Annotated in this window: 25 protein-coding genes; 14 read left to right on the top strand and 11 right to left on the bottom strand. The window is 58.0% G+C overall.

From position 1 onward, the window contains the following. Nucleotides 1-10: 10 nt before the first annotated feature. On the bottom strand, nucleotides 11-1,717 hold the full coding sequence (locus ACP0GE_RS15600) for a SulP family inorganic anion transporter (RefSeq protein ID WP_424832833.1): 1,707 nt from the start codon (nucleotides 1,715-1,717) through the stop codon (nucleotides 11-13). 166 nt (nucleotides 1,718-1,883) lie between these two features. Between ACP0GE_RS15600 and ybgC the strand changes: the two genes are divergently transcribed. From ybgC to ACP0GE_RS15670, 14 genes are all read left to right on the top strand, one after another. Next, nucleotides 1,884-2,291 (top strand): tol-pal system-associated acyl-CoA thioesterase, encoded by a 408-nt coding sequence (gene ybgC, locus ACP0GE_RS15605; protein WP_424832834.1) that lies wholly within the window; start codon nucleotides 1,884-1,886, stop codon nucleotides 2,289-2,291. A gap of 107 nt (nucleotides 2,292-2,398) precedes the next feature. Continuing rightward, entirely contained in the window at nucleotides 2,399-3,094 is a 696-nt protein-coding gene (gene tolQ / locus ACP0GE_RS15610) for a protein TolQ (RefSeq protein WP_424832835.1), read from the top strand. Between the two features lies 1 nt (nucleotide 3,095). Beyond that, entirely contained in the window at nucleotides 3,096-3,572 is a 477-nt protein-coding gene (tolR, locus tag ACP0GE_RS15615; protein ID WP_424832836.1) for a protein TolR, read from the top strand. A 9-nt stretch (nucleotides 3,573-3,581) separates the two neighbouring features. Continuing rightward, a complete protein-coding gene (locus ACP0GE_RS15620; RefSeq protein ID WP_424832837.1) occupies nucleotides 3,582-4,682 on the top strand; it encodes an energy transducer TonB in 1,101 nt (366 codons plus the stop codon). Beyond that, nucleotides 4,679-5,998, top strand: a complete 1,320-nt coding sequence (gene tolB, locus ACP0GE_RS15625) for a Tol-Pal system beta propeller repeat protein TolB (protein ID WP_424832838.1) — start codon at nucleotides 4,679-4,681, stop codon at nucleotides 5,996-5,998. The genes ACP0GE_RS15620 and tolB overlap by 4 nt, the downstream gene beginning before the upstream one ends. Nucleotides 5,999-6,087: 89 nt before the next feature. Further along, on the top strand, nucleotides 6,088-6,591 hold the full coding sequence (gene pal / locus ACP0GE_RS15630) for a peptidoglycan-associated lipoprotein Pal (RefSeq protein ID WP_424832839.1): 504 nt from the start codon (nucleotides 6,088-6,090) through the stop codon (nucleotides 6,589-6,591). Between the two features lie 4 nt (nucleotides 6,592-6,595). After that, nucleotides 6,596-7,420, top strand: a complete 825-nt coding sequence (ybgF, locus tag ACP0GE_RS15635; protein ID WP_424833859.1) for a tol-pal system protein YbgF — start codon at nucleotides 6,596-6,598, stop codon at nucleotides 7,418-7,420. Then, entirely contained in the window at nucleotides 7,417-8,670 is a 1,254-nt protein-coding gene (gene tilS, locus ACP0GE_RS15640; RefSeq protein WP_424832840.1) for a tRNA lysidine(34) synthetase TilS, read from the top strand. Before ybgF ends, tilS begins: the two co-directional genes overlap by 4 nt. A gap of 75 nt (nucleotides 8,671-8,745) precedes the next feature. Beyond that, nucleotides 8,746-10,662 carry an ATP-dependent zinc metalloprotease FtsH gene (ftsH, locus tag ACP0GE_RS15645; RefSeq protein ID WP_424832841.1) on the top strand — a complete coding sequence of 639 codons (1,917 nt, stop codon included), beginning with the start codon at nucleotides 8,746-8,748 and terminating at the stop codon, nucleotides 10,660-10,662. Between the two features lie 95 nt (nucleotides 10,663-10,757). Next, the gene (locus tag ACP0GE_RS15650) at nucleotides 10,758-11,333 is read left to right on the top strand and encodes an MOSC domain-containing protein (RefSeq protein ID WP_424832842.1); all 576 of its coding nucleotides are present in this window, start codon (nucleotides 10,758-10,760) and stop codon (nucleotides 11,331-11,333) included. Nucleotides 11,334-11,498: 165 nt separating this feature from the next. Next, nucleotides 11,499-13,175: a formate--tetrahydrofolate ligase gene (locus ACP0GE_RS15655; RefSeq protein ID WP_424832843.1), complete on the top strand. Its 1,677-nt coding sequence runs from the start codon at nucleotides 11,499-11,501 to the stop codon at nucleotides 13,173-13,175. 58 nt (nucleotides 13,176-13,233) lie between these two features. Beyond that, nucleotides 13,234-13,539 carry a chorismate mutase gene (locus tag ACP0GE_RS15660; RefSeq protein ID WP_424832844.1) on the top strand — a complete coding sequence of 102 codons (306 nt, stop codon included), beginning with the start codon at nucleotides 13,234-13,236 and terminating at the stop codon, nucleotides 13,537-13,539. Between the two features lie 52 nt (nucleotides 13,540-13,591). After that, nucleotides 13,592-14,482, top strand: a complete 891-nt coding sequence (gene folD / locus ACP0GE_RS15665; protein ID WP_424832845.1) for a bifunctional methylenetetrahydrofolate dehydrogenase/methenyltetrahydrofolate cyclohydrolase FolD — start codon at nucleotides 13,592-13,594, stop codon at nucleotides 14,480-14,482. A gap of 230 nt (nucleotides 14,483-14,712) precedes the next feature. After that, complete coding sequence (locus ACP0GE_RS15670; RefSeq protein WP_424832846.1) at nucleotides 14,713-15,447, top strand: LytTR family DNA-binding domain-containing protein; 735 nt, start codon at nucleotides 14,713-14,715, stop codon at nucleotides 15,445-15,447. Here ACP0GE_RS15670 and pdeM read toward each other — a convergent pair whose 3' ends face one another. The 10 genes from pdeM to ACP0GE_RS15720 all read right to left on the bottom strand — a co-directional run bounded on the left by pdeM (nucleotide 15,448) and on the right by ACP0GE_RS15720 (nucleotide 25,369). Continuing rightward, nucleotides 15,448-16,119: a ligase-associated DNA damage response endonuclease PdeM gene (pdeM, locus tag ACP0GE_RS15675; protein ID WP_424832847.1), complete on the bottom strand. Its 672-nt coding sequence runs from the start codon at nucleotides 16,117-16,119 to the stop codon at nucleotides 15,448-15,450. Nucleotides 16,120-16,158: 39 nt separating this feature from the next. Beyond that, a complete protein-coding gene (locus tag ACP0GE_RS15680) occupies nucleotides 16,159-18,567 on the bottom strand; it encodes a ligase-associated DNA damage response DEXH box helicase (protein WP_424832848.1) in 2,409 nt (802 codons plus the stop codon). 40 nt (nucleotides 18,568-18,607) lie between these two features. Next, entirely contained in the window at nucleotides 18,608-19,915 is a 1,308-nt protein-coding gene (locus ACP0GE_RS15685) for an ATPase (RefSeq protein ID WP_424832849.1), read from the bottom strand. Nucleotides 19,916-20,033: 118 nt separating this feature from the next. Beyond that, a complete protein-coding gene (locus ACP0GE_RS15690) occupies nucleotides 20,034-20,579 on the bottom strand; it encodes a prepilin peptidase (protein WP_424832850.1) in 546 nt (181 codons plus the stop codon). A 3-nt stretch (nucleotides 20,580-20,582) separates the two neighbouring features. Next, complete coding sequence (locus tag ACP0GE_RS15695; RefSeq protein ID WP_424832851.1) at nucleotides 20,583-21,434, bottom strand: tetratricopeptide repeat protein; 852 nt, start codon at nucleotides 21,432-21,434, stop codon at nucleotides 20,583-20,585. A gap of 30 nt (nucleotides 21,435-21,464) precedes the next feature. Further along, nucleotides 21,465-21,686 (bottom strand): hypothetical protein, encoded by a 222-nt coding sequence (locus tag ACP0GE_RS15700; protein WP_424832852.1) that lies wholly within the window; start codon nucleotides 21,684-21,686, stop codon nucleotides 21,465-21,467. After that, nucleotides 21,668-21,940, bottom strand: coding sequence for a hypothetical protein (locus ACP0GE_RS15705; protein WP_424832853.1), 273 nt, complete (start codon nucleotides 21,938-21,940; stop codon nucleotides 21,668-21,670). The genes ACP0GE_RS15700 and ACP0GE_RS15705 overlap by 19 nt, the downstream gene beginning before the upstream one ends. 22 nt (nucleotides 21,941-21,962) lie before the next feature. Next, nucleotides 21,963-22,940, bottom strand: coding sequence for a type II secretion system F family protein (locus ACP0GE_RS15710; RefSeq protein WP_424832854.1), 978 nt, complete (start codon nucleotides 22,938-22,940; stop codon nucleotides 21,963-21,965). A gap of 9 nt (nucleotides 22,941-22,949) precedes the next feature. Further along, on the bottom strand, nucleotides 22,950-23,918 hold the full coding sequence (locus tag ACP0GE_RS15715; RefSeq protein ID WP_424832855.1) for a type II secretion system F family protein: 969 nt from the start codon (nucleotides 23,916-23,918) through the stop codon (nucleotides 22,950-22,952). A gap of 11 nt (nucleotides 23,919-23,929) precedes the next feature. Then, on the bottom strand, nucleotides 23,930-25,369 hold the full coding sequence (locus ACP0GE_RS15720; protein ID WP_424832856.1) for a CpaF family protein: 1,440 nt from the start codon (nucleotides 25,367-25,369) through the stop codon (nucleotides 23,930-23,932).

The raw sequence follows: 25,369 nt of genomic DNA on the forward strand, positions 1-25,369 counted from the left end.
GCAACCTGGTTTAGGCAGGAGCCTCGGCCTGATCATGATACGCCTGAAGCAAGTCGTTTCCGCTGTCGAAATAAGCCTGCCCGGTAACCAGCGCTGTAATCCCGTATCGGTCCAGTTCGGTTTTTACGTCAGGTTCGACAAAAACGAAGACCAGCCTGATGTCCTGAGCCGACAGAATTTCGTGAAGGGAGCGCAGAGTATATCCAGCCGTGAAATCGACATCGTCCACGGCAGATGCATCGAGGCAAAACCATCGGATGGGCGATGCGGCGTTTTGAACGAGTGAGGTGACCTCGTCGGACAGGCGCTGCGTATTGGCGTAGTACAAGCTGTGCGAGAAGCGGTAGATGACAAGCCCTGGCGCGAACTGGGTGGGTTCGGTCAGGGCTTTCGAATGCCAGCCGCCTGAGTCATTCTTGACGATGACCGAGTTTTTCGGGCGGTACCCGCGGCGCGTGTGATCGATCAGGGAAAGGACCATGGCAAAAAGAATGCCTTGCTCGACCCCGACGATCACCACGACAGCGGCGGTGCCGATTGCAATCCAGAACTCGGACCGGGCCTGACGGAAAATCTGCCGCAAAGCTGCAATGTCGATCAGCTTGATGCCTATCAGAAAAACGATCGCTGACAGCGCTGCGTTTGGCAGGAAGGCAAGAGGCGCCGTCAGAAACAGAATGACCAGCAGCACAATGACGACTGTGGTCAGTTGGGCAATCTGACTTTGGCCACCGGCGCTGGCCACCATTTCTGTCTTAGTCGGGCTGCCATTGATCACGAATGTACCGGAAAAGGCTGCCCCGAGGTTGGCGAGGCCCAGCCCGATCAGGTCTGTATTTTCGTTGAATTTCTCGTCGTAGCGGGCGGCGTATGCGCGTGAGGTTGCGGCGCTTTGCGCAAGGATAACGATAAAAATCGAGGCGGCTGTGGGTAACAGCTGTTTGATCAGGGCCCAGCTCCAATCAACATTCGGGATCGAAAGGGATGGCAGGCCGCTTGGGACCGTACCCAGGACACCGATGCCCATGTTGTCGAACTGAAACGCCCAACTGCACAGGATCACGCCCAGTATGGCGATCAAGGGGCCAGGTATCTTCTTTGAGACGCGCGCGCAGCCGACAACTATGGCCAACACGGCGGCAGCTACGGTTAAGGTTGGTAAGCTGAATTGATTGATGTTTTGGTAAGTGCCCTGCAGCTTGGCAAGCACGCCATGCCCTGAAACCTGTAGCCCGATCAGGCCCGGAAGGTCACCGATTGCAACCTGTATTCCGACGCCGGTCAGGAACCCGACCAGAACCGTTCTGGACAGAAAATCGGCCAGAAATCCCACACCAACGAGCCGGGCCACAATCAACAAAACGGCGGCCATCAGTGCCAGCAGCGAGGCCAGTGCCAGATATTCGGATGACCCTGATACAGCCATTCCGGCTAGTGCTGACGCCGTAATGGCCGCGGTTGCAGAATCTGCGCCGACAACCAGGTGGCGGGATGACCCGAAAATCGCGAACAAAGCCATCGGTATCAGGATCGTGTATAATCCGGTTACCACCGGCGTTCCGGCGATTTTGGTGTAGCCAAGCACCTCGGGGATGGCGAGGCAGGCAAATGTTAGACCAGCCAGAATTTCCGTCGGCAACCGCGAGCGATCGAAGGGCAGCACGCCCTGCAAAACAGGAAGCCGTGTTCTGGTGTTCTGTTTTAAGGGTTCGTTCATGCGCGTCTACTTATAGTCAGCCAGTAGGCGAACCCTAGACGCCCTGCGCAGGAATATCGAGTAAAGCATTGAAATCCGGGATTGCAGGACCTTACCGATGCGTGCATGTGTGGGAAGCGGGTCTTGTCTGTGACGAGGACCCCAAAGGAAAGCCAGGCTTGCGACTATGGAAGACACTTCTGTCGGACAGCACACACATACCTTTTCCGTTCGTGTCTTCTATGAAGACACCGATATGGGCGGCGTGGTGTACCATGCGAATTACCTGAAGTTTATCGAGCGCGCCCGCTCGGACTGGGTGCGGAAACTAGGAAATGATCAGAATGCGATGCGCGACGCAGGGCTTGTCTGGGTCGTGCGGCGGATCGAGGCGGATTATCTGTCATCGGCGAAATTCGATGACGAACTGACGATTGAAACTCGGATGGTTTCGATCTCGGGGGCTCGGCTGACCATGGCGCAGGTAGTTAAGCGGGGCGAGACAGAGGTGTTTCGGGCAATTGTCACCGCGGTTTGCATGAATGCGAAGGGCAGGCCAGTGCGTCTTCCGGCAGAGATTCGCGCATTGCTGTAACAAATTGGCAAGCAAGGGTGGTTCTATTGGCTTTTCGCTACCAACTGCGTTAGCGTTTGGCAAAACAAGGCCAAATGGCTGTCAGGCATTTTAAAAAGAGCAGGTTCATGGAAGCTGAAACGCTGGTGCTGGCGCAGGAGATCGATTTCTCCATGTGGGGGCTGTTTGCCCGCGCGACATTTATCGTAAAACTGGTGATGCTGATGCTGATTGTGGCATCGGTCTGGTCCTGGGGGATCATTATCCAGAAACTTATCAACTACCGGGCCGCGCGGCGTGAGGCGCAGGTTTTTGACGAAAGTTTCTGGTCCGGCAACCCTCTGGATGAATTATTCGAACAAATCGGCACGCAGCCGGATGGCAGTTCTGAAAAGATATTTGCCGCCGGAATGATCGAATGGCGGCGGTCTCATCGCACCGACGGTGGGCTGATTGCCGGGGCAACCGCCCGGATTGACCGGTCGATGGATGTGGCCATCGCGAAAGAGGCTGAGACTTTGCAGAAAGGTCTGCCGATACTGGCGACAGTGGGCTCAACCGCTCCGTTCATCGGTCTGTTCGGCACCGTCTGGGGCATCATGAACGCCTTCATCGAAATTGCCGAGCAGCAGAACACCAATCTGGCCGTTGTGGCTCCGGGTATTGCCGAGGCGCTGCTGGCCACCGGTCTGGGCCTGTTGGCTGCGATCCCAGCGGTGATTTTCTACAACAAGCTAAGCGCCGACAGTGATCGGATCGTTGGCGGCTACGAAGCTTTTGCTGACGAGTTCGCTACTATCCTGTCGCGCCAAGTGGACAGCTGATATGGGCGCGGCGGTCCAACAACCCTCGGGCGGGAACGGGCGCAGGCGCGGACGGCGGCGCGGGCGCGCGCAGCCGATGGCCGAGATCAATGTGACTCCGTTTGTGGATGTCATGCTGGTGTTGTTGATCATCTTCATGGTGGCTGCACCGTTGTTGACCGTCGGTGTGCCGGTCGATCTGCCAAAGACAGCCGCCAGCGCCTTGCCTGGCGATAACGAGGAGCCATTGACTGTGACCCTGACGGCGGACGGGCGTGTGCAGATTCAGACCACGGATGTCGTGCGCGATGAGTTGATTGGAAAGCTGCGCGCTATTGCAGCGGAACGCAGCAGTGACCGGGTGTTCCTGCGGGCCGATGGCGCGATCCCCTATGCGCAGGTGATGCAGGTCATGGGCGCGCTGAACGCGGGTGGATTTTCGAACGTGGGTCTGGTTACGGATACCGGCGGCCCGACGCTGGACGATGGGGAAGAGTGAGGCTGCGCGGTGGATACCGGCACCAAGATTTCGGCAATTGCGCATGTCGGCTTGATAAGCTGGGCGCTGTTCGGAGGGACTTTCAGGTCCGAGCCGTTGCCAATGGCAGTGCAGGATGTGTCTGTGATTTCGGCTGAGCAGTTCGCGGCAATGACAGCGCAGAGAGAAGCGCCGGACGTTCCGACCGCCCCAAACGAGTTACAGCAACCGAATGAGCCCGAGGACACGGCCACGCCTCCCGAACCGGTGGATGAGGTGCAGCCTGTGCCCGAGCCAGAAACGCCGGTTGAGCCCGAGCCCGAGGTTGAACCTGTGGTCGTCGAAGCGCCCGCCGATCCCGAGGTGATCGAAGAGCTTCCGACGCTTGAACAACCCGAACCCGAGATTGCCGCGCTACCTGTACCTCCCGGCCCCGAAGCCCAACCTCGTCCGGTTGATCGCGTTGCGCCAGAGCCGGTTGCGCCGCCACCACCCGAGGCCAAGCCTGACGATGTGGAGACACCGCCGGTCTCATTGGACGACGGCGCCGAGACCCAGCAGGAACAACAGGACCAGACTGCGCCTGAAGAGGCTACCGATCAGATCGTGACCGAAGCGGAAGAAACGGATGAAACTGCGCCCCTGACCTCGCCGCGTCCACGCACACGGCCCAACCGGCCGCAACCTCCGGCCCAGCCCGAGGTTGCGGAAACGCCCGAGCCGGCAGAGGAACCGGCGCAAAACGATCAGTCCGCCATCGACGACGCACTTGCCGAGGCATTGGGGCAGGGCAGTGAACCGTCTGGGCCGCCCCTGACCAGCGGGGAAAAGGATGCGATGCGTCTGGCGGTGTCGAACTGTTGGAACGTCGGTTCTTTGTCGACGGATGCCTTGCAAACGATTGTCGTAGTTGGATTTTCACTGACGCCCGATGGGAAAGTCGTCGGCGGTAGTGTGCGGATGCTGGATGCCTCGGGCGGCACGGCAGCCTCGGCAAAACAAGCTTACGAAGCTGCGCGGCGCGCGATTTTGCGCTGCGGAGCCAAAGGATACACCTTGCCTGCTGACAAATACACTCAATGGCAGGATATTGAGATTACATTTAATCCCGAGAGGATGCGGATCAAATGATGAAACTTCTGACCAGCCTCTTTGTTGGCCTTTCTTTGCTGGCGGCTCCGGTATACGCGCAAAGCGGTCCGCTGCGTTTGGAAATCGACCAGGGGATCATCGAACCGATGCCCTTTGCCGTACCGAACTTTGTTCCCGACAGCGCGGCAGCGGCGCAGTATGCCCAAGACATCTCGCGCGTGGTTGCGGCTGATTTAACCGGCACCGGGCTGTTTCGAGAAATCGCAGCGGATGCGTTTATCAGCAGGGTCAGCAGCTTTGATGCGCCGGTTCAGTTCGCTGACTGGAAAGCGATCAACGCTCAGGCGCTGGTCACAGGTGCAGTCAACGTCTCGGGCAAGCGGCTGACGGTACGGTTTCGCGTGTGGGACGTGTTCTCGGGTCAGGAACTGGGCAACGGGTTGCAGTTTGCGGGCACAACAGACGGCTGGCGGCGGATGGCGCATAAAGTGGCCGACCAAGTTTACAGCCGCATCACCGGTGAGGGCGGATATTTCGACAGCCGCGTCGCCTTTATTTCGGAAAGCGGGCCAAAGGATCAGCGGCTTAAGCGGTTGGCGATCATGGATTATGACGGCGCGAATGTTCAGTACCTGACTGACAGCGCCGCCATCGTGCTTGCGCCGCGCTTTTCACCCACCGGGGACCGGCTGCTTTATACCAGCTATGCCACGGGCCAGCCGAGGATTTATGTAATGGACATCGCCCGCGTGCGCCCGCAGGAGTTGAAAACGCAGGACGGCACGATGAGCTTCTCTCCGCGCTTTTCGCCGGATGGGCGGTCGATCGTGTATTCGCTGACGCAGGGTGGAAACACCGACCTGTGGCGGATGGATCTGGCGTCGGGGCAAAACACACGGCTGACCAATACGCCCGCGATTGAGACCGCACCCAGCTATTCCCCCGATGGCAGCCAGATCGTATTCGAAAGCGACCGGTCCGGCACACCGCAGCTGTATATCATGCCCGCAAGCGGGGGTGAGGCGACTCGGATCAGCTTTGGGCAGGGGCGCTATGGCACGCCGGTCTGGTCGCCGCGTGGTGACCTGATCGCGTTCACCAAACAGAACAAGGGCCGGTTCCACATCGGCGTGATGCGCACGGACGGCAGCGAAGAGCGTCTTTTGACCGCGTCTTTCCTGGATGAGGGGCCAACCTGGTCGCCCAACGGTCGCGTGATCATGTTCACCCGGGAAACGCAGGGGGCCAGCGGTCGGGCGACGCTTTATTCTGTCGATATTTCAGGGCGCAATTTGCGCCCGGTGCGGACGCCGGATGGTGGCAGCGACCCGTCCTGGGGACCGTTGCAGAATTGATCGCCTGAAGCGGGTCAGCAACGTTCACAAGAAACCCGCGCTGTGATAGTAGAGACGTCAATAAACAAAACCGAGCACGAGGCATTGAGATGAAATTTCTAAGCAAAATCGCGGCGGTTGGCGCGCTGGCCCTGATCGCAGCCTGTACTAATAATGATCCTTCGTCACTGGGCGGCGGCGCGGGCGGTAGCGGCGCGTTGGTTCCGGGGTCGCCAAGTGATCCACGGTCTCCGGCCTATTTCCAGCAAACAGTTGGGGATCGGGTACTGTTTGCCGTAGATCAGTCGACGCTGACGCCCGAGGCGCAGACGATCCTTCAAGGGCAGGCCGACTGGCTGTTGGCCAACCCCGATTTTGTCGCGACAATCGAAGGTCATGCAGACGAACAAGGCACCCGCGAATACAACCTCGCGCTGGGCGCGCGTCGTGCAAACGCCGCACGCGAGTATCTGATTTCGCGCGGCGTTGCAGGCAATCGCTTGACCACCGTCAGCTATGGCAAAGAACGTCCGATCGAGATTTGCAGCACCGAAGATTGTTATGCCAAGAACCGTCGTGCGGTAACGGTACTGACCGGCTCAACATTGGGGTAAAATGATGCGTATTGCAGGTTTGGTTCTGGCGGCGGTGATGGCCGTCGCAGGGGTGGCTCAGGCGCAGGATCAGCAGACTCTGGCGGATATCCGTCAGGAATTGACGGTACTGCATGTTGAGATTCAGCGTCTGAAGCGTGAGTTCTCAACCACGGGCTCCCCGGCACCAAACCTGTCCGGCAGCTCGGTTCTTGAGCGTGTGGACGCGATCGAGGCCGAGCTTCAGCGGCTGACCCGTCAAACCGAGCAGTTGAATCAGCGGGTGCAGAATATCGTGACCGATGGCACCAACCGGATCGGCGATCTGGAGTTTCGACTGGTTGAGCTGGAAGGCGGTGATCTGAGCACTTTGGGCGAAACAACGACCCTCGGCGGCGAGGGCCAGACTGACATTGCTGCGAACCCGTCGCCCACGCAGCCCGCTGTCCCGGATCAGGGCGAGTTGGCCGTTGGCGAACAGGCTGATTTTGATCTGGCCGCACAGGCGCTGGCGGACGGGGATTTCCAGACTGCGGCCAATCTGTTTTCACAGTTCGATCAGTCTTATCCCGGCAGTCCTTTGGCCCCGCGCGCCAACCTGCGGCGCGGGCAAGCATTGGAAGGTCTGGGCGACACGCGCGAAGCGGCACGGGCATTTCTGGCCAGCTTCACCGGCGATTCCGAAGGCCCTTTGGCCCCAGAGGCATTGTTTGAACTGGGTGCAGCCTTGGGACGTTTGGGTCAGACCGATCAGGCCTGTATAACGCTGGGTGAGGTGGGCGTGCGGTTTCCAACCTCTGCTCCGGCGGGATCTGCGGCACAGGAAATGGCGTCGCTGGGCTGTTCTTGACTGCTGACGCCGATACACTCCGTTCCGAAATCCGGAAAAAATTACCCGAACTGCTGCCGCACCGTCTGGGTGTTGCTGTCTCGGGGGGCAGTGATTCGACGGCTTTGATGCGCCTGCTCGGGGATATTGCCCGGGCCGAAGGAATTGAGCTGTTTGCCGCAACAGTCGACCACGGTTTGCGACCGGAATCGGTGGCCGAAGCCGCATCGGTTGCGGCACAGGCAGACCGCTGGGGTATTCCTCATGAGACGTTGAAATGGACTGGCTGGGACAAAACCGGAAACCTCCAGGATGCTGCGCGACGGGCGCGATACGAGTTGCTGATCGACTGGGCGAACCAGATGGGGTTGAAGGCGATAGCACTCGGTCACACTGCTGACGATCAGGCTGAGACCGTTTTGATGCGAATGGCCCGCGCGGCGGGTGTTTCGGGCTTGTCGGCCATGGCTTCGATGCGCAGGGAACATAACGTCAGTCTGTTGCGTCCAATGCTGTCGATCCCCCGCGAACGCCTGCGCAAATACCTCAGGTCCGAGAATATCCGTTGGATCGACGACCCCTCGAATCAGGACCAGCGATTTGACCGGATCAAGGCGCGTGCGGCCTTGTCTCAGCTGGCCCCTTTGGGGATTACGGCCGATACCCTGTCACGGGTGGCGGAAAATCTTGCACAGGCGCGTGAGGCTTTGGCGCATTATGCGCAGGAGTCCGCCATGCGTGTCGTCCAGGCGAAAGACGCGGGTTTGTGCATCGATCAAGATGCTTACTCGGCACTGCCCATGGAAATCCGCCGCCGCATTCTGGCCGCTGCCGCGGTCTGGATTGCCGGAGGGGGTTATTCACCGCGCCACCGAGCGGTTGAACAGGCGATGAACGCTATCTTGAACGGACAGACCACCACAATTGGCGGCTGTCTATTGTATGCGGAAGGCAAAAAGACGTGGATTAGCAGAGAGCTAAACACCATAGCGCATCAGACAGCGCGGCCCGGCGAGATTTGGGATAAAAGATGGATTTTGACCGGGCCCCGGTCGCCCAACGCCCAAATCCGCGCTTTGGGCGAGGATGGAATCCTGCAGGTTGAGGATTGGCGAAGCACAGGCGTGCCAAGGGCCGTTCTGGTATCGACACCTGCTGTGTGGTCCGAAAACATGCTTATTGCCGCACCAATAGCCGGTTTTCCCAATCATTGGCGCGTTGAGGCACCGAGTGAACGGCCCAGTTTTCACGCTTCGATTTTATCGCATTGAACCTGCTTCAATCATCTCTATTTTAAGAAACAACCCGGCAGACCCCATCTGCCGAAACCTTCTGGGAGATTTTCCTTGGGCAACGCTCGCAACATCGCCTTCTGGGTCGTTCTGTTTCTGCTGATCCTTGCACTGTTCAATCTGTTCAGCGGATCGGGCGGGACACTTCAGAACAACGAAAGAACCTATTCCGAATTCGTAAGCGCCGTGGATGCCGGAGACGTCACCAACGTGACGCTTGATGGTGAGCAGATTCGCTATCGTACGAATGACAACCGTGATTATGTCACCATCAAACCCGCCGACGCTGAGGTCACCAAGCTGCTGATCGACAAGAATATCCCAGTTCGGGCGGAGAAACAGCAGCAATCGGGGTTCCAGTCCTTCCTGATCACTCTGTTGCCCTTCCTGCTGCTGATCGGCGTCTGGGTCTATTTCATGAACCGGATGCAGGGCGGTGGCAAAGGTGGCGCGATGGGCTTTGGCAAGTCCAAGGCGAAGATGCTGACAGAAAAGCATGGCCGCGTGACGTTTGACGATGTGGCCGGCATTGACGAGGCCAAGGAAGAATTGGAAGAGATCGTGGAATTCCTGCGCAACCCGCAGAAATTCTCGCGCCTCGGTGGCAAGATTCCGAAAGGTGCGCTGCTGGTTGGCCCTCCGGGCACCGGTAAAACGCTGCTGGCCCGTGCGATTGCAGGTGAGGCGGGTGTTCCGTTCTTCACTATTTCAGGCTCGGACTTCGTTGAAATGTTCGTAGGTGTCGGCGCATCCCGTGTGCGCGACATGTTCGAACAAGCCAAGAAGAACGCGCCCTGTATTGTGTTTATCGACGAGATCGACGCCGTGGGCCGCCATCGTGGTGCTGGCTATGGCGGCGGTAACGACGAACGCGAACAGACGCTCAACCAGTTGCTGGTTGAAATGGACGGGTTCGAGGCCAACGAGGGCGTCATCATTCTGGCGGCCACCAACCGGAAAGACGTTCTGGACCCCGCGCTGCTGCGTCCGGGCCGGTTCGACCGGAATGTGACCGTCGGCAACCCTGACATCAAAGGACGCGAGAAAATTCTGGGCGTTCATGCCCGCAAGACGCCCCTGGGCCCCGATGTGGACCTGCGCATCATCGCGCGCGGAACGCCAGGCTTCTCGGGTGCCGATCTTGCGAATCTCGTGAACGAGGCGGCTTTGATGGCCGCGCGTGTGGGCCGTCGCTTTGTTACCATGGAAGATTTCGAAAACGCCAAGGACAAGGTGATGATGGGGGCCGAGCGCCGCTCGATGGTGCTGACCCAGGACCAGAAGGAAAAGACCGCCTATCACGAGGCTGGCCACGCCGTTGTCGGCCTGACTCTGCCGCTGTGCGATCCGGTCTACAAGGCGACTATCATTCCGCGCGGTGGCGCGCTGGGTATGGTCGTGTCGCTGCCGGAAATGGACCGTCTGAACTATCACCGCGACGAATGTGAGCAGAAGCTGGCCATGACTATGGCCGGTAAAGCCGCCGAGGTCATCAAATACGGTGAAGATCACGTCTCGAACGGTCCGGCCGGTGACATCATGCAAGCTAGCCAGTTGGCGCGGGCCATGGTGATGCGCTGGGGCATGTCCGACAAAGTCGGCAACATCGATTATGCCGAAGCCCATGAAGGTTATCAGGGCAACACTGCCGGGTTCTCGGTTTCGGCCCATACCAAAGAGCTGATCGAGGAAGAGGTCAAGCGCCTGATCCAACAAGGGTATGAGCGTGCCCACCAGATTCTGACCGAACAGAACGAGGAATGGGAACGTCTGGCTCAGGGGCTATTGGAATATGAAACTCTGACAGGTGATGAAATCAAGCGCGTCATGAACGGCGAACCGCCCAATGAAAGCGATGATGAGGGCGACAAGCCGGACGAAGGCAACGCGCCCAGCCTGACTGCGATTCCCAAGACAAAGGCCAAAAAATCCCCACCCGACGGGGGGATGGAGCCGGAACCAACCGCATAACTTGAAACCCGAGGTCTTCGCCTCGGGTTTTTTCTTTCCATCAGGGCTTGGTTGGGCATTATGCCCGCAAAGAAGGTGGCAAGAAGGGGAAGCCAGTGCCGTTTTTGCGTGAGACCGAGTATATTGCGGAGGTGACCTGGCTGGGCCACGTGCCAGCCGGAAAATCCCTTCGGGCCACGCCCGTGACTTGTCTGGAGTTAGGATTCGAAGGTGTTCGGGGCGAGCGGCACGAGGGGCTTAATCGGGCCTCTTGTGTTCGGGTCGGGAACCTATACCCAAAAGGCACTGAAATCCGGAATGTGCGGCAGGTGTCGGTATTGTCTGTCGAGGAGCTGGAAGAGATCGCCACCAACATGAAACTGGATGACCTTGACCCGTCATATCTTGGGGCGTCGATTGTTTTGAAAGGTATTCCTGATTTCTCTCATATTCCTCCATCCTCGCGATTGCAGGCGGATAGCGGCGCGACGATCACTGTCGATATGGAAAACGCGCCCTGCGTTCTTCCCGGTCGTGAGATTGAGGCTGATCACGCCGGACATGGGGTTGCGTTCAAGCCTGCTGCGCAGGGCCGACGTGGCGTGACGGCTTGGGTCGAACGCCCAGGCCCGCTGCGCGTCGAAGACAGGATGCGCCTGTTTGTTCCGGACCAGAAGGGATGGGCACCATAAAGGCCGCTCGTTTCCGATTTGAAACTCTTGAAATGACGCCACGCCGTTTCGCAGCACAATTATGTCGGAATCCATAGCCACCAGATTGGTACACAACGGTATGTATTGCGCAGCGCCGGCGTTCTGCGTTGGTTATGCACGGAATTCAACCAGGGACCCTGCCCAATGAGCTATAAATCCGACATCGAAATCGCCCGAGAAGCGAACAAAAAGCCGATTCAGGAAATCGGCGCCAAGCTGGGTATCTCCAGCGACGATCTGCTGCCTTATGGTCATGATAAGGCGAAAGTCAGCCAGGACTTCATCAACTCGGTGCAGGACCGTGAAGACGGTAAACTGATCCTGGTAACCGCGATCAACCCGACCCCTGCGGGTGAGGGCAAGACCACCACGACCGTTGGTCTGGGCGACGGCCTGAACCGCATCGGCAAAAACGCGATGATTTGTATCCGTGAGGCCTCGCTTGGCCCGAACTTCGGCATGAAGGGCGGCGCTGCAGGTGGCGGCTATGCGCAGGTTGTTCCGATGGAAGAGATGAACCTGCACTTCACCGGCGATTTTCACGCCATCACCTCGGCCCACTCGCTGTTGTCGGCGATGATCGACAACCACATCTATTGGGGCAACGAGCAGGAAATCGACACCCGCCGCGTTGCGTGGCGTCGTGTGGTCGATATGAACGACCGCGCGCTGCGTCAGATCACGGCGTCTCTGGGTGGCGTATCGAACGGCTTCCCGCGTGAAGCAGGCTTTGACATCACTGTTGCGTCCGAAGTTATGGCGATCCTATGTCTGGCCAATGACCTGAAAGACCTGGAAAAGCGTCTGGGCGACATCATCGTGGCCTACCGCCGCGACAAGACCCCGGTTTACTGCCGCGACATCAAGGCCGAAGGCGCTATGACCGTTCTGCTGAAGGACGCGATGCAGCCGAACCTGGTGCAGACGCTGGAAAACAACCCGGCCTTTGTCCATGGTGGTCCCTTCGCGAACATCGCGCACGGCTGCAACTCGGTCATCGCGACCAAGACCGCTCTGAAAGTCGCTGACTATGTCGTGACCGAAGCGGGCTTTGGTGCTGACCTGGGTGCCGAAAAGTTCATGAACATCAAGTGCCGTAAGGCGGGCATCGCCCCGTCGGCAGTGGTACTGGTCGCCACCGTGCGCGCGATGAAGATGAACGGCGGCGTTGCCAAGGCCGATCTGGGTGCCGAAAACGTCGACGCCGTAAAGTCGGGTTGCGCCAACCTGGGCCGTCACATCGAGAACGTGAAATCCTTCGGTGTTCCGGTCGTGGTCGCAATCAACCATTTCGTTACCGATACCGATGACGAAGTGGACGCGGTCAAGACCTACTGCGCCGAGCATGGCGTCGAGGCGATCCTGTCGCGTCACTGGGAACTGGGGTCGGACGGTTCTGCGCCCCTGGCCGAGAAAGTGGTTGAAATCGTCGAAAACGGTGCGGCGAACTTCGCTCCGATCTATCCCGACGACATGCCGCTGTTCGAGAAAATCGAAACCATCGCCAAGCGCATCTACCGCGCGGATGAGGTTCTGGCCGACAACAAAATCCGCAACCAGTTGAAGGAATGGGAAGCTGCCGGCTATGGCAACCTGCCGGTCTGCATGGCGAAAACCCAGTACTCGTTCTCGACCGACCCGACCCTGCGCGGCGCGCCCACCGGCCACTCGGTTCCGGTGCGTGAGGTCCGCCTGTCTGCCGGTGCTGGTTTCATCGTCGTGGTCTGCGGTGAGATCATGACCATGCCCGGTCTGCCGCGTAAACCGGCGGCTGAAACCATTTGCCTTAACGACGCAGGTGAGATCGAGGGCTTGTTCTAAGCCGCTGAATAAGACATCTCGTGGTCCGGGGAATTCCCCGGGCCATGAGGAGACGAACATGCCCACTCTGACATCGCCGCAAGACTGCCAGTCCATGCAGGAGTTGCGGGCTCAGATCGACAAGCTGGACCGCCAACTGATCGAACTGTTGGTAACGCGCGCGTCTTATATCGACCGCGCGTCCGAGCTGAAACCGGGCGAGGGCCTGCCCGCCCGAATCCCGGATCGTGTCGAAGATGTGGTGCAAAAGGTGCGTGTGAATTCGGTTGAACTGGGAATGGACCCTGACCTTGCCGAAAGATTGTGGCGCATCTTGATTGATTGGTCGATTGCACGTGAGGAACGCGTACTCGGCCCCGACTGAATGACCGGGCGCTTTTGCGCCCGATCCGCTTTTTGAAAGAAGGGATCAAAGGATGGTAGCGCAGGTTATCGACGGTAAGGCTTTTGCGGCCAAGGTTCGCGCACAGGTGGCCGATCAGGTTGCGAAGCTCAAGGAAGAAAACGGCATCACGCCGGGCCTGGCGGTGGTTCTGGTGGGCGAAGATCCGGCCAGTCAGGTCTATGTCCGCTCGAAAGGCAAGATGACCGTCGAGGTCGGCATGAACTCGTATGAGCACAAGCTGGATGTCGACACCTCCGAGGCGGACCTGCTGGCACTGATCGACAAGCTGAACAATGATCCGGCTGTGCATGGTATTCTGGTACAGCTGCCGCTGCCCGGGCATTTGAACGAGGACCTGGTAATCAACTCGATCGATCCGGCCAAGGATGTGGATGGGTTTCATATCTCGAATGTCGGCCTTCTGGGTACCGGCCAGAAGTCGATGGTGCCCTGCACACCGCTGGGCTGCTTGATGATGCTGCGTGACCATCATGGCTCGTTGTCGGGTATGGATGCGGTTGTGATCGGGCGCTCGAACATCGTGGGCAAGCCGATGGCACAATTGCTGTTGGGTGACAGCTGCACGGTGACCATCGCGCATTCGCGGACCAAAGACCTGCCGGACGTTGTACGCCGCGCAGACATCGTTGTGGCCGCTGTTGGACGGCCTGAGATGGTTCCGGGCGACTGGATCAAGGAAGGTGCCACGGTGATTGACGTGGGGATCAACCGGATTGAGCGCGACGGTAAAAACAAGCTGGTGGGGGATGTCGACTACGCCAGCGCCGCCGAGCGCGCGGGGGCCATTACGCCAGTTCCGGGTGGTGTAGGCCCGATGACCATCGCGTGCTTGCTGGCGAACACGCTGACCGCTTGCTGCCGTGCAAACAGCTTGCCGGAACCAGAGGGTTTGACCGCCTGACAACTGCTGGCGAGTGACCCAGTTCTTGGGGTCCACCTGATGCACCGGGCCGAAAAGCTGACTGGCTTTTCGGCCTTTTCTTTTTTTCGTTAGCTTGGTTCTTGGAAATTAATGGGTTTGAATATGGGGGGAGCGGTGATAAACCTTGTATTTCAGCCGGTTAAGTTAAATACAGAAGTCCGACCGGGGTGTGAAGGCTGTGCCGTCGGCGGCGAATGTTACCAAGCGCAATGTCAGGACTAAGACCTCTACTTACTCATTTCAGCCTGCAAAGAACGCTGGCCGGCGTCATTTTCATACCACTGCTGGCCTATTGTTTTGACCCGTTCCGGGACATGAATCTGTCTTTTCTGGCCCGTCTGATCTTTTGGAGCGGCGTTATTGCGCTCGCATTGGCCGTGACCTGGGGGGCGCGGCAACTGGTGCGAAGAAATATCCGTCACTCAACTGTAATTATGCGCGATATGGCATTCGCAGCTTTTGTTCTGTGTCTTTTTGCCCCGGCGCTTTGGGTCTTGAGTTGGCTGGTGTTTACCTTCAGCGGGCAGGAAACCCCTGGGCCTACCGCTGTGATGCCTTATGGTTTTATGCTCGCAGCGGGCTTGATGTTTGTTCACAAGCGAGATGAGGCGACGCCAGAGGAGCCGGCCCAGACACCAAGGCTTTTCCGCCGATTGCCACAGGATTTTGATGGAACGGTTTTTCGCCTGACAGTGCGAGATCACTATGTGGATGTGGTGACTTCGGTAGGCGTTTTTACCATTCGGTCTCGTCTAACGGACGCCATTTCCGAGATGGAACCGGTCCTGGGGTTTTGTACGCATCGCTCGCATTGGGTGACCGAAGCTGCGATTGCCGGGATTGAAAAGCAGGGCAATAGGACGTTTTTGAAACTCTGCAATGGTGATCTGATCCCGATCAGCCGCAAATATCGGTCCGAATTGGAGCAGGCAGGTCTTGTCTGATCAACAGTTCTGACGCGGCATGGGGATAAGTTGCGGGTGCGGCCCGGTCAAAATGGCCTGTGCATCGCTTTGCAAAAGATCAGATAGCGCCGTATCTGTGCTGCGCAGCCCGCCGGTGTAAGTTCCGTATGCAGGCAGGATCAGCCGTTGATCGTCGATCAGAAAGGCCGGGCGTGAGATTGATCGACCTCTCACCCTTACGCTGACTTTTGGGTGGTAGTGGCCTGAAATTTCACCCCATGCAGGATCCTGCGCGATATGGCGGAAGGTTAACGGGCCACTGGACCATTCAGTCCGATGCTCACCGCCCAAGTCGACAGGACCGGGATCGTGGTTGCCTTCGATCCAAATCCATTGCCGCCCGGCTTGCATGGCTGTGATTTGCAGCCTGTCGGATATCTCTAGTGCGTGAGTGGCCTGAAGATCGTCAAAGCTGTCGCCCAAACAGATCACTGTTGTTGCAGCGGTCGCCGTCAGGTCCGTCGCCAGCCTGTTCAAGGTGTCACGAATGTCATAGGGCGGCAGAGTCGGGCCGCCGCGCCGTGCTACGCGTTCAGATTTGCCCAGATGAAGGTCCGATACGCATAACAGTCGTCTTTCGGGCCACCATAGCGCGCCAGTGCCAAGGGCGTGCAGGCGTTGTCCGGCAAAAGTGATCTCAACGGCGTTCATGATCCGTTCTTCTATCTTTCGCGCTGTATTTGCAAGGGGTCATCCCATCGACAAGCCTGCCGCCTGCATCAGGCGGGCGCTTTCTTCGGCCAGAAGGCGTTCTTCGGCCGCGCCTTTAACCGGCACTTTGCCGACCTCCAGAAACAGTGGCGCGGCGAGCGGAGAAACCCGGTCAAGGCGCAACAGATCAATCCGGTCGCCGATCCGGGCGATCATGGCTTCGATCCGCCCGAAATCGACCAAACCGCGCATCGCCTCCTCTCGTGTGATTTGCATCAGCAGATGGTTTGGGTCGTATTTCAGCAGCGTGTCATACAGAATATCCGAGGAAAAAGTAGCCTGTCGGCCGGATTTTCGCTGACCGCCCGTGTTCCGCTCAATCAGACCGGCAATGGTCGCCGAGGCGCGAAAGGTTCGCTTCATCACTGCGTTTCCGGCAAGCCAGGTCTCTAGCCCTTCGCGCAGTGCATCCCTTTGGAACAAAGGGCGCGGGTCGGTCACGGCGTCCAGCCCCCAGATCAGAGTTGCGTAGTCGGTGGCGACAAACCCCAAAGGTGCAAGGCCGGTTTCCTCCATCCGTTTGGTCAGTAGCAGACCCAGGGTCTGCTGCGCATTGCGTCCTGCGAAACCGTAGACACACAGGTGTTCGCGACCATCGTTTGGAAAGCTCTCGATCAGCAGCCGGTCGCGCTGCGGCAGACGCGACACGTCGCGTTGAAGCGCCAGCCAGTCTGCCGTGTGCTGCGGCAGTTGTGGCCAGTCGGGTTGGGCAAACATGCGCAGAATGCGATCGCTTAGCTGTGTAGAGGTGGCGAATTTGGTGCCCATGAAGGTGGCAATCTTGGGCTTCTTGTCGGCGCGGCGTGATACCTCGACCACCATCTCGCGCAGACCCTCGTAACGCACGATCTGGCCGCCGATCAGAAAGGTGTCGCCCGGAGTCAGCGAGGCGGCAAAGCCCTCCTCCACCTCGCCCAGAGGCTTCCCCCCGCGATTACGCTTCAGGCGGACCTTTAGCGTATCAGTGTCCTGTATCGTGCCGAGGTTCATGCGAATACGTTGCGCCGCGCGCGGGTCGCGCAATTGCCATTGCCCGTCGGGACGTTGTTGCAACCGCTGCCAACGGTCATAGGCGCGCAAGGCATACCCGCCGGTGGCGCAGAAATCGAGACAGGCATCAAACTCGTTCCGGGTGAGACTGGCGTAGGGGCCAGCCGCAGTCATTTCGGCAAACAGTGTGTCTGCCTGAAAAGGGCCGGCGGCGGCTGCGATAAGGATGTGTTGGCACAACACGTCCCGAGGCCCCGGACCGCGTGGATCGCCGTCCAGTTCATGCGCGCGTGCGGCTTCAAGGGCTGCGACGCATTCGACCACCTCGAACCGGTTGGCAGGCACCAGCAGGGCCTTGGAAGGCGCATTGTACCGGTGATTTGCCCGCCCGATCCGCTGGACCAGCCGTTTGACGTTCTTGGGCGCGCCGATCTGAATCACCAGGTCCACGTCGCCCCAATCGATACCCAGATCCAAAGAGCCGGTGCAGACGATGGCGCGCAGGTCGCCCCGCACCATTGCGGCCTCGACCCGTTCCCGCTGTTGCCGGTCCAGACTGCCGTGATGAATGCCGATGGGCAAACCGTCCTCGTTCGCAAGCCACAGATTATGAAAGAAAATCTCGGCCTGCGCGCGGGTGTTGTGAAAGATCAGTGTCGTTTTGTGCTGCTTGATTTGTTCCAGAACTGCCGGAATCGCGTAGGCCGCGCCGCCGCCGGACCAGGGGGGCATTTCTTCGGTTTCCAGCATACGGATATCCGGGTCCGGACCGGGATCGGCCAGAATGATCTGGCAAGGGTCGGGATGTCGGGCCAGAAAACGGGCAATGCCTTCGGGGTCTTCGACGGTTGCAGACAGGCCCACGCGCCGCAGGTCCGGGCATAGCCGCTGCAAACGGGCCAGCGCCAGCATCAGCTGATCACCCCGCTTGCTTTCCGACAGGGCGTGAATTTCATCCACGATCACGCGCTGAACCCCGTCAAACATGCGCGGGGCGTCCTCATAGGACGTCAGTAGCGCCAGACTCTCAGGGGTTGTCAGCAAAATATGAGGCGGGTCCACCCGCTGGCGTTTCTTCTGCGTGGCCGAGGTGTCGCCGGTGCGGTCTTCAATACGGATTGGTAGCCCGATTTCATCAACCGGAGTGCGCAGGTTGCGTTTGATATCCGCCGCGAGCGCCTTAAGGGGCGAGACATAGATCGTGTGCAGCCGTGTGCCACCATCGGCCAGCTCAGCCAACGAGGGCAGAAACCCCGCCATTGTCTTGCCGCCGCCCGTCGGGGCAATAAGGAGTGTTGCCGGATCTTGCGCCCGGTCGAACATCTCTTGCTGATGCGGATGGATGGACCAGCCTTTGGCTGTAAACCAATCGGTAATCCGGGAAGGAATCTGCGTCATGGACGCAGATTACCCGGGCATGCACCGGATTGGCACGGCGTTATTTGACGATTTTTTCGTCCTTGACGAACATGTTGGCCCAGGCGCGATCAATCAGGTCGGGGGTCATCTGATAGGGGATGCCCTCAAACTCGCAGATTGAGATCATCTGGTCGATCAGGAAGATCGGCTGATAGTTCGCGTAGATATTGTTGATGGTCGGGTATTTGACTTTCAGCAGATGGACCAGTGCGGCTTCGTCCAGTGGAATGCCGCGTTTGCGGGCAACCATGGCGAAGATTTTCAGGAAGTTCTCCTGGTTCGGGCCGTCGATCTTGATCTTGAAGAAGATCCGCCGCAGGGCCGCTTGGTCGAAGATCTCGTTCGGGTGGAAGTTGGTCGAGAAGATGACCAGCGTGTCAAAAGGCACTTCAAACTTTTCACCGGACTGCAGGCCGAGGATGTCCTTGCTTTCTTCCAGTGGAACAATCCAACGGTTGATCAGGGCCTGCGGAGGCTCGGCCTGACGACCAAGGTCGTCGACGATGAAGATGCCGCCGGTTGATTTCAACTGCAACGGCGCCTGATATGTCCGGGCCGTGGGGTTGTAGACCAGGTCGAGCATCGACAGCGAAAGTTCACCGCCGGTCACAACGGTCGGGCGTTCGCACTGAACATAGCGCGTGTCAAAACGCTTGCGGCGGCGCAGGCTGTTGGGGTCGTCGGCCTCCTGCTCGATCGCGGTGTGGACGATGGGGTCATAAACGGTAATCACCTGACCAGCATATTCGATGGCGCGCGGGACATAGACGTTATCCCCCAGCGCATCGCGAATACCGTTCGAGATGGACGACTTACCGTTACCCGGAGGGCCATACATCAGGATCGAACGTCCTGCACTGACCGCCGGGCCCAGATGGTCCAGCAGGCTGTCGGGCAATACCAGATGTCCCATCGCTCCGGTCAGTTGGTCCCGGGTGACCTGAATGTTGCGGATGGATTGGCGCTTTACCTGCTCGCGGTAGACATCCAGCGGCACCGGCATCGCGCCGAAGTATTCGGATTGGCTAAGCGCATCCAGTGCCCGCGCCTTGCCTGCATCCGTCAGCTGATATCCCATTTCGTTGCCCGAGTTGGCGTTCAGGGTGCCTGTCGCTTCCAGCAGTTTCTGCTCGCGCGCGATGTCGATCAGTTCCTGCGTCACCGCACCGGGCAGACATACAGCCTCGGCGATTTCGGTGACCGTGTTCACGTTCTTGCGGAAAACGGTTTTCAGCAGAATATCCCGCATCATCACCAGCGGGAGTTTCATTTCGCCCAACCCTTTGGGGGTAGGGGGGGCCATAACTGCGGTGGGCTGCATATTCATGAGCGTCGCTCGCTTGTCTAATCGTCACACCAATCGCCCCTCAAAAGGGCTTGCTATGGAAAATCTGGATTGTCTTTGTGGCATGACCAAGGCGTGGGCATGGCGGGCTTATGATTGTTTACGATCCGTTAATTATGCCTAGAATCAAATAGATGATCAGGCTGCCAGCCAAGGGGAAACCCATTGGGAACTTGCGGCCCCTGTCCCAGCTTTTCCAATGCGGTGCGATTTGGCGCAACGCCGTATGTTTTGCCAGTCTGTGGGTGGCGACCGCGCCCAGTGTTGTGGCCATCAGTATGACCAGCAGCGGCATCAGATCTGAGAGCCAGATAAAGGGTGCAGCGGCTGCGCAGAATTTCGCGTCTCCGGCCCCCAAAGCTCCGGCCGCATTGAGAACAATGCCTATAACCAAAACAACAATAATATGAGTGAGTTGCCAGACATAGATCGGCAGCTTAATGTCCAACGGACCAATCCGGCCGGGAACCAAACCTCCTGACCATGGCGGCAAGACAAAAAAGCCTACGACAACGAATACCAGCACCAGCAGCAGAACTGCGTGGTTCTTAATCCGCATTTCCCGCAGATCCGTAAAGGCCACGTACAGGCAGATCGGCAGCACAAATGGTAGGAACCATGCCGCCGCCAAGGCAGGTATTGCCATGGATCAGGTGCCCTCAAGCGCGCGAAGCGACCGGACAGCCTCGTCATAGTGCTGTGGATGCGTGGCGATTGCTTCACGCAGCAGGTTCTTGCCGGTGGCGACATCACCCTGTTTGACGGCCGAGATGGCCATTGTATTCAGCAGGCGGGCACGTTCCGTTTGCGACATCGGAATTACAGGTAAGCTGTAATTACGCTGCGCGCTGCGGGCCAGAACCAGGTTGTTTTTGGCTGTGAACAGGGAATTGTCCTGACGAACGGCCTCAGTGAACAGGCGCTCGGCGTCGGCATATTGCCCACGTGTCAGCTTGGAGTATCCCCAATTGTTCATGACGCTGGCGGGGCGGGTCGTCAGACCGACTGCGGTTTCATAGAAATGATCGGCGCGTTTCCAATCCTTGTTGGAGTCCGCAACAACCGCTTCGAGCCGGTATCTTTTGAATGTCTCATAAGTTGGCGGGATCGCATCCAGCGTAGCCTTGGCGCCTTTCCAGTTTCCACCACGGACCTGAGCATCGGCATACTCGACCCGATCCGCCATGGTTGCGCCTTCCATTTCGGTTACCCGCTTCCATGCAGCGGATGCCTCGGTGTTGCGCTTCGCGCGGGTCAGTGAAAAGGCCAGCCCGCGCTGCAAGTCGATCCGTTCGGGATCCTTGCTTGCGGCTGCGTGAAAATAGGTGACGGCTTCGTTTGGATCTGCCGCACTGAGCATCACGTCATTCAGGTTGGTTTCGTCAATGACGTTCACTTCCTGAAAGGTACGCTCGACCTTTTCTTCTTCGGTTTCTTTAGCGCAGGCGGTCAAAACGACGCCGCACGCAAGGATGGTCGGAATCAAAAAGGGGTGGCGCATTTTTGCGTCCTTTACTGCTCTTAACCTCGGTCACTGGATTTTGCGCAGCAGGAATTCTCCGTTCCCTTGTTGCTCCAGCTCAAATTCTTGTTCTTGAGGCGTATTATTAACAGGATTTTCCATTTTTGCGAGTGCTAAGCGCAGATTGTCGCGGATTGCGTCACTTTCGCCATTGTCCAACGCAAATGCCCGTCGAAACACCTGTTCAGCCTCTGGGTATTCTCCGATTTCCATCAGGAAGCGATTGCCCACCGTGATTTCATCGACGGCTTCCCCGTCAAGGCCGCACGCGTGAAAGAGTCCATCGCCAGCTCGTACTCGCCAGCAACCATCAAGCGATTGCCCACCGTGATTTCATCGACGGCTTCCCCGTCGGGATCTACGCCAGGCGCAAAAGGGTCATCGCCCAATTCGTTTTCAGCGCAAGAGGCCACCATGGCAAAAACCAAGGTGGCCTGAGCTGTTTTTTGAAGCCATCTGAGGGCAACATCCGCTGCCGATTTCATCAGAAGCTGTAACCTCCGGTATTTATTGACTGCCGAATTCCATGATGCCTTTTGCAGACGGTCCAACAAGAATGACCAGAAGCGGAGGCACTGTCAGCATCATTGTGGCAAGTGTCATTTTGGTTGGCAACTTGTTCGCGGCTTCTTCGGCGCGCATCACGCGTTTGTCACGCATTTCGTCAGCGTAAACCCGCAACGCGTCGGCGATGGATGTACCAAAAGTGGCCGACTGGATCATCACGGTCACAAAGGCGCTGACGTCCTGTACCCCACAACGGGTTGCGAAATCGCGCAGAACCGTATCTTTTTCCTTACCTGCCTTCATTTCATAGGCAACAACCTCAAACTCCAGCGCAATATCGGGGTACGAAGCTTTCATCTCGGCGGATACGCGAACGATTGCCTGATCCAGCGACTGGCCCGCCTCAACACAAACCAGCATCAGGTCCAGTGTGTCAGGGAAGCCGGCTGTGATCTTTTCCTTACGTTCCTCTACACGGCGCGTGATCCAGTATTTCGGGATGTAATAGCCAATCGCCCCGGGCACCAGCACTCGAATCAGCAATTGTTGGCTATCGAATTCTTGATCCCCCGCGAAAACAGTCACGAACAGAACGCCAATCAGCAGCCCGATCAAACCCAATGAGAACTGTGCAAAGTGAAAAAACCGCACGGAATCCTTGGATTGGTACCCCGCCTGGCGCATTTTGAGCTGCATGGCCGAGTATTCTTCCTTGTCTTTCGGCTCAAGGAAGTTGGCAAATTTCTCAAGCTGCTCGTTCTGCCCGGCTTGTCTAAGGCGATCTTTCTTATCCTTCTGGGATTTCTTCGGCGCAGCAGTCGAACGCTGAAGCTTTTTCAGAGGATCCTCGGGCTGATTCAGCATCAGCGGGACAGTGACAAGGATCATGAACAACCCCAGCACACCGACCACGATCAATGGGCCGAATTCCCCAAGGTGCTGCGTCAGGAAGTCGTTGATTTGTGAAAGAATTTCCATGGCAGAACCTCAGACCTTGATGTTGGTGAGAATGCGCATGACGATCAGGTTCAGCGTCAGCATGATGCCAACGAAGAAACACGCCGGAATGAACAGTTCATGGTCAAGAACCGTGTCGTAGTAGCCCGGGTCATTGACCAGGATCACGATCAGACACACGACAGGGAAACCGGACAGGAATTTCCCGGACCATTTTGCCTCGGCCGTGATTGCGTTGACGCGTCGGAACAGACGAAACCGGGCGCGGATCACCTTAGCCAAGCCAGCCAGAATTTCAGCGAGGTTACCACCTGACTGCTGCTGAATGGACACCGCAACCGCCAGGAAGCGCAGATCCTGCATATCCAGACGCTCGGCCATTTCCTTCAGCGCTTCGCCGACATCACGGCCATAGGCAACCTCGTCCGAAATAATGCCAAATTCGGTGGCCAACGGGTCTTCGGCCTCGGACGCCACAATTTGAATCGAGGATGTGAACGGGTTACCGACACGCAGCGAGCGCACCATCAGTTCCACAGCGTCCGGCAATTGTTCTTCGAACATCGACATCCGCTTTTTGGCCTTCCGATTCACCCATGCGTAGACGGCACCGACGCCAATTGCGACCGAGATCGCGGCCCGCAAGGCGACTTCGGTAGCTGTTGCAACGCTTAGCGCCACGAAGGCCATGGCAGAGACCAATGCCATAATCATGATCAGTTGCCGGGGGCTGAAGGCAATCGCAGCCTTTTGCGCTTTGGCGGCCAAAAGCGAATAGAGTGGGATGGTCTGGCTTTTCATGTGCTGCTGCATCTCTTTGCGCAGCTGTTCCAGAACCTGTTCCCGGCCTACACCTTTGTCGATCATGTCCAGGCGGCGATTGACCCGGCTGTTCAGGCTGATGGATTTGCCGAAGGCGACCAGATAGATACCTTCCACGAGGGCAAAAACACCAACGAAAATGACGACATATATAAGCGCCTCGATAGGCAGTTGCATGTCGGTGTCTCCTACATAGTGGTTGGTTCGTAGATGGCCGTCGGCAGGTCAAAGCCCCACAGGCGGAACCGTTCGGAATAGTGGCTACGAACGCCCGTTGCAGTGAAATGGCCGATGATCTTGTTATCCGGTGTCAGGCCAACACGCTGAAACTTAAAGATTTCCTGCATCGAGATCACATCGCCTTCCATGCCAGTGATCTCGGTGATCGAGGTCATGCGGCGCGAGCCATCCTGCAGGCGGCTAGCCTGCACGATCAGGTTCACAGCGGACGAGATCTGGCTGCGGACCGCTTTGATCGGCATCTCGATACCGGCCATCGCGATCATGTTTTCCAGACGCGAGATACCATCACGGGCCGAGTTGGCGTGGATCGTGGTCATTGAGCCGTCGTGGCCGGTGTTCATGGCCTGCAACATGTCGATAACCTCGGCGCCACGCGTCTCGCCCACGATGATGCGGTCAGGGCGCATACGCAGGGCGTTTTTCAGACAGTCGCGCGGGCTGACCTCACCCTTGCCTTCGACGTTGGGCGGGCGGCTTTCCATCCGGCCCACGTGGGTCTGCTGTAGCTGAAGTTCCGCCGTATCCTCGATGGTCAGGATACGCTCGGCGTCATCGATGAAGCTGGACAGCGCGTTCAGCGTCGTCGTTTTACCGGAACCGGTACCACCCGAGACAATGATATTCAGGCGAGTGGACACGGCGGCCTGCAGATAGGCGGCCATTTCTTCTGTGAACGCGCCGAAATTGACCAGGTCGTCAATGCCCAGCTTGTCTTTTTTGAACTTACGAATGGACACCAGCGAGCCATCCACGGCGATCGGCGGCACCATGGCGTTGAAACGCGAGCCATCGGCAAGTCGGGCGTCAACATAAGGGTTGGATTCATCAACACGACGACCCACAGCGGACACGATCTTGTCGATGATCCGCATCAGGTGCTTTTCGTCTTTGAACGTAATGTCGCTGAGTTCCAGCTTACCCGAACGTTCCACAAATATCTGTTGCGGCCCGTTCACCAGAATATCGTTGACCGAGTCGTCCTGCAGCAGGGTTTCAAGCGGCCCAAGACCGGTGACCTCGTCATACAGCTCTTTGTTCAGCTGGGTACGGTCTTCACGGTTGAGAACGATGTTCCGGGCGTCGAGAACTTCACTGGCGATGGCGCTGATTTCATTGCGTAATTCTGCCTCTGCCGCGTTTTCCAGCGCGGCGAGGTTCAGGTTCTCAAGCAGTTCGCGATGCAGTTCCAGCTTGATTTCACCCAGACGCTCCTTGCGCTTGCGTTCTTTGTCGCTGGTGGCAACCTCGGCGGCCTTTTTCTTGATTGGCTTGCGGACCATAGCCGTTGTAGCAGCGGTCTGATCTGTCGCTGAGGCCGGCGCCTGGGTCTTTGGCTGAGCATCTACCGGCTGGGCGGCAGGTTGTTTTTTATATCGTGAAAACAC

The sequence above is a fragment of the Ruegeria sp. genome, assembly GCF_965243365.1.
In the GTDB taxonomy this organism is placed as follows: domain Bacteria; phylum Pseudomonadota; class Alphaproteobacteria; order Rhodobacterales; family Rhodobacteraceae; genus Ruegeria.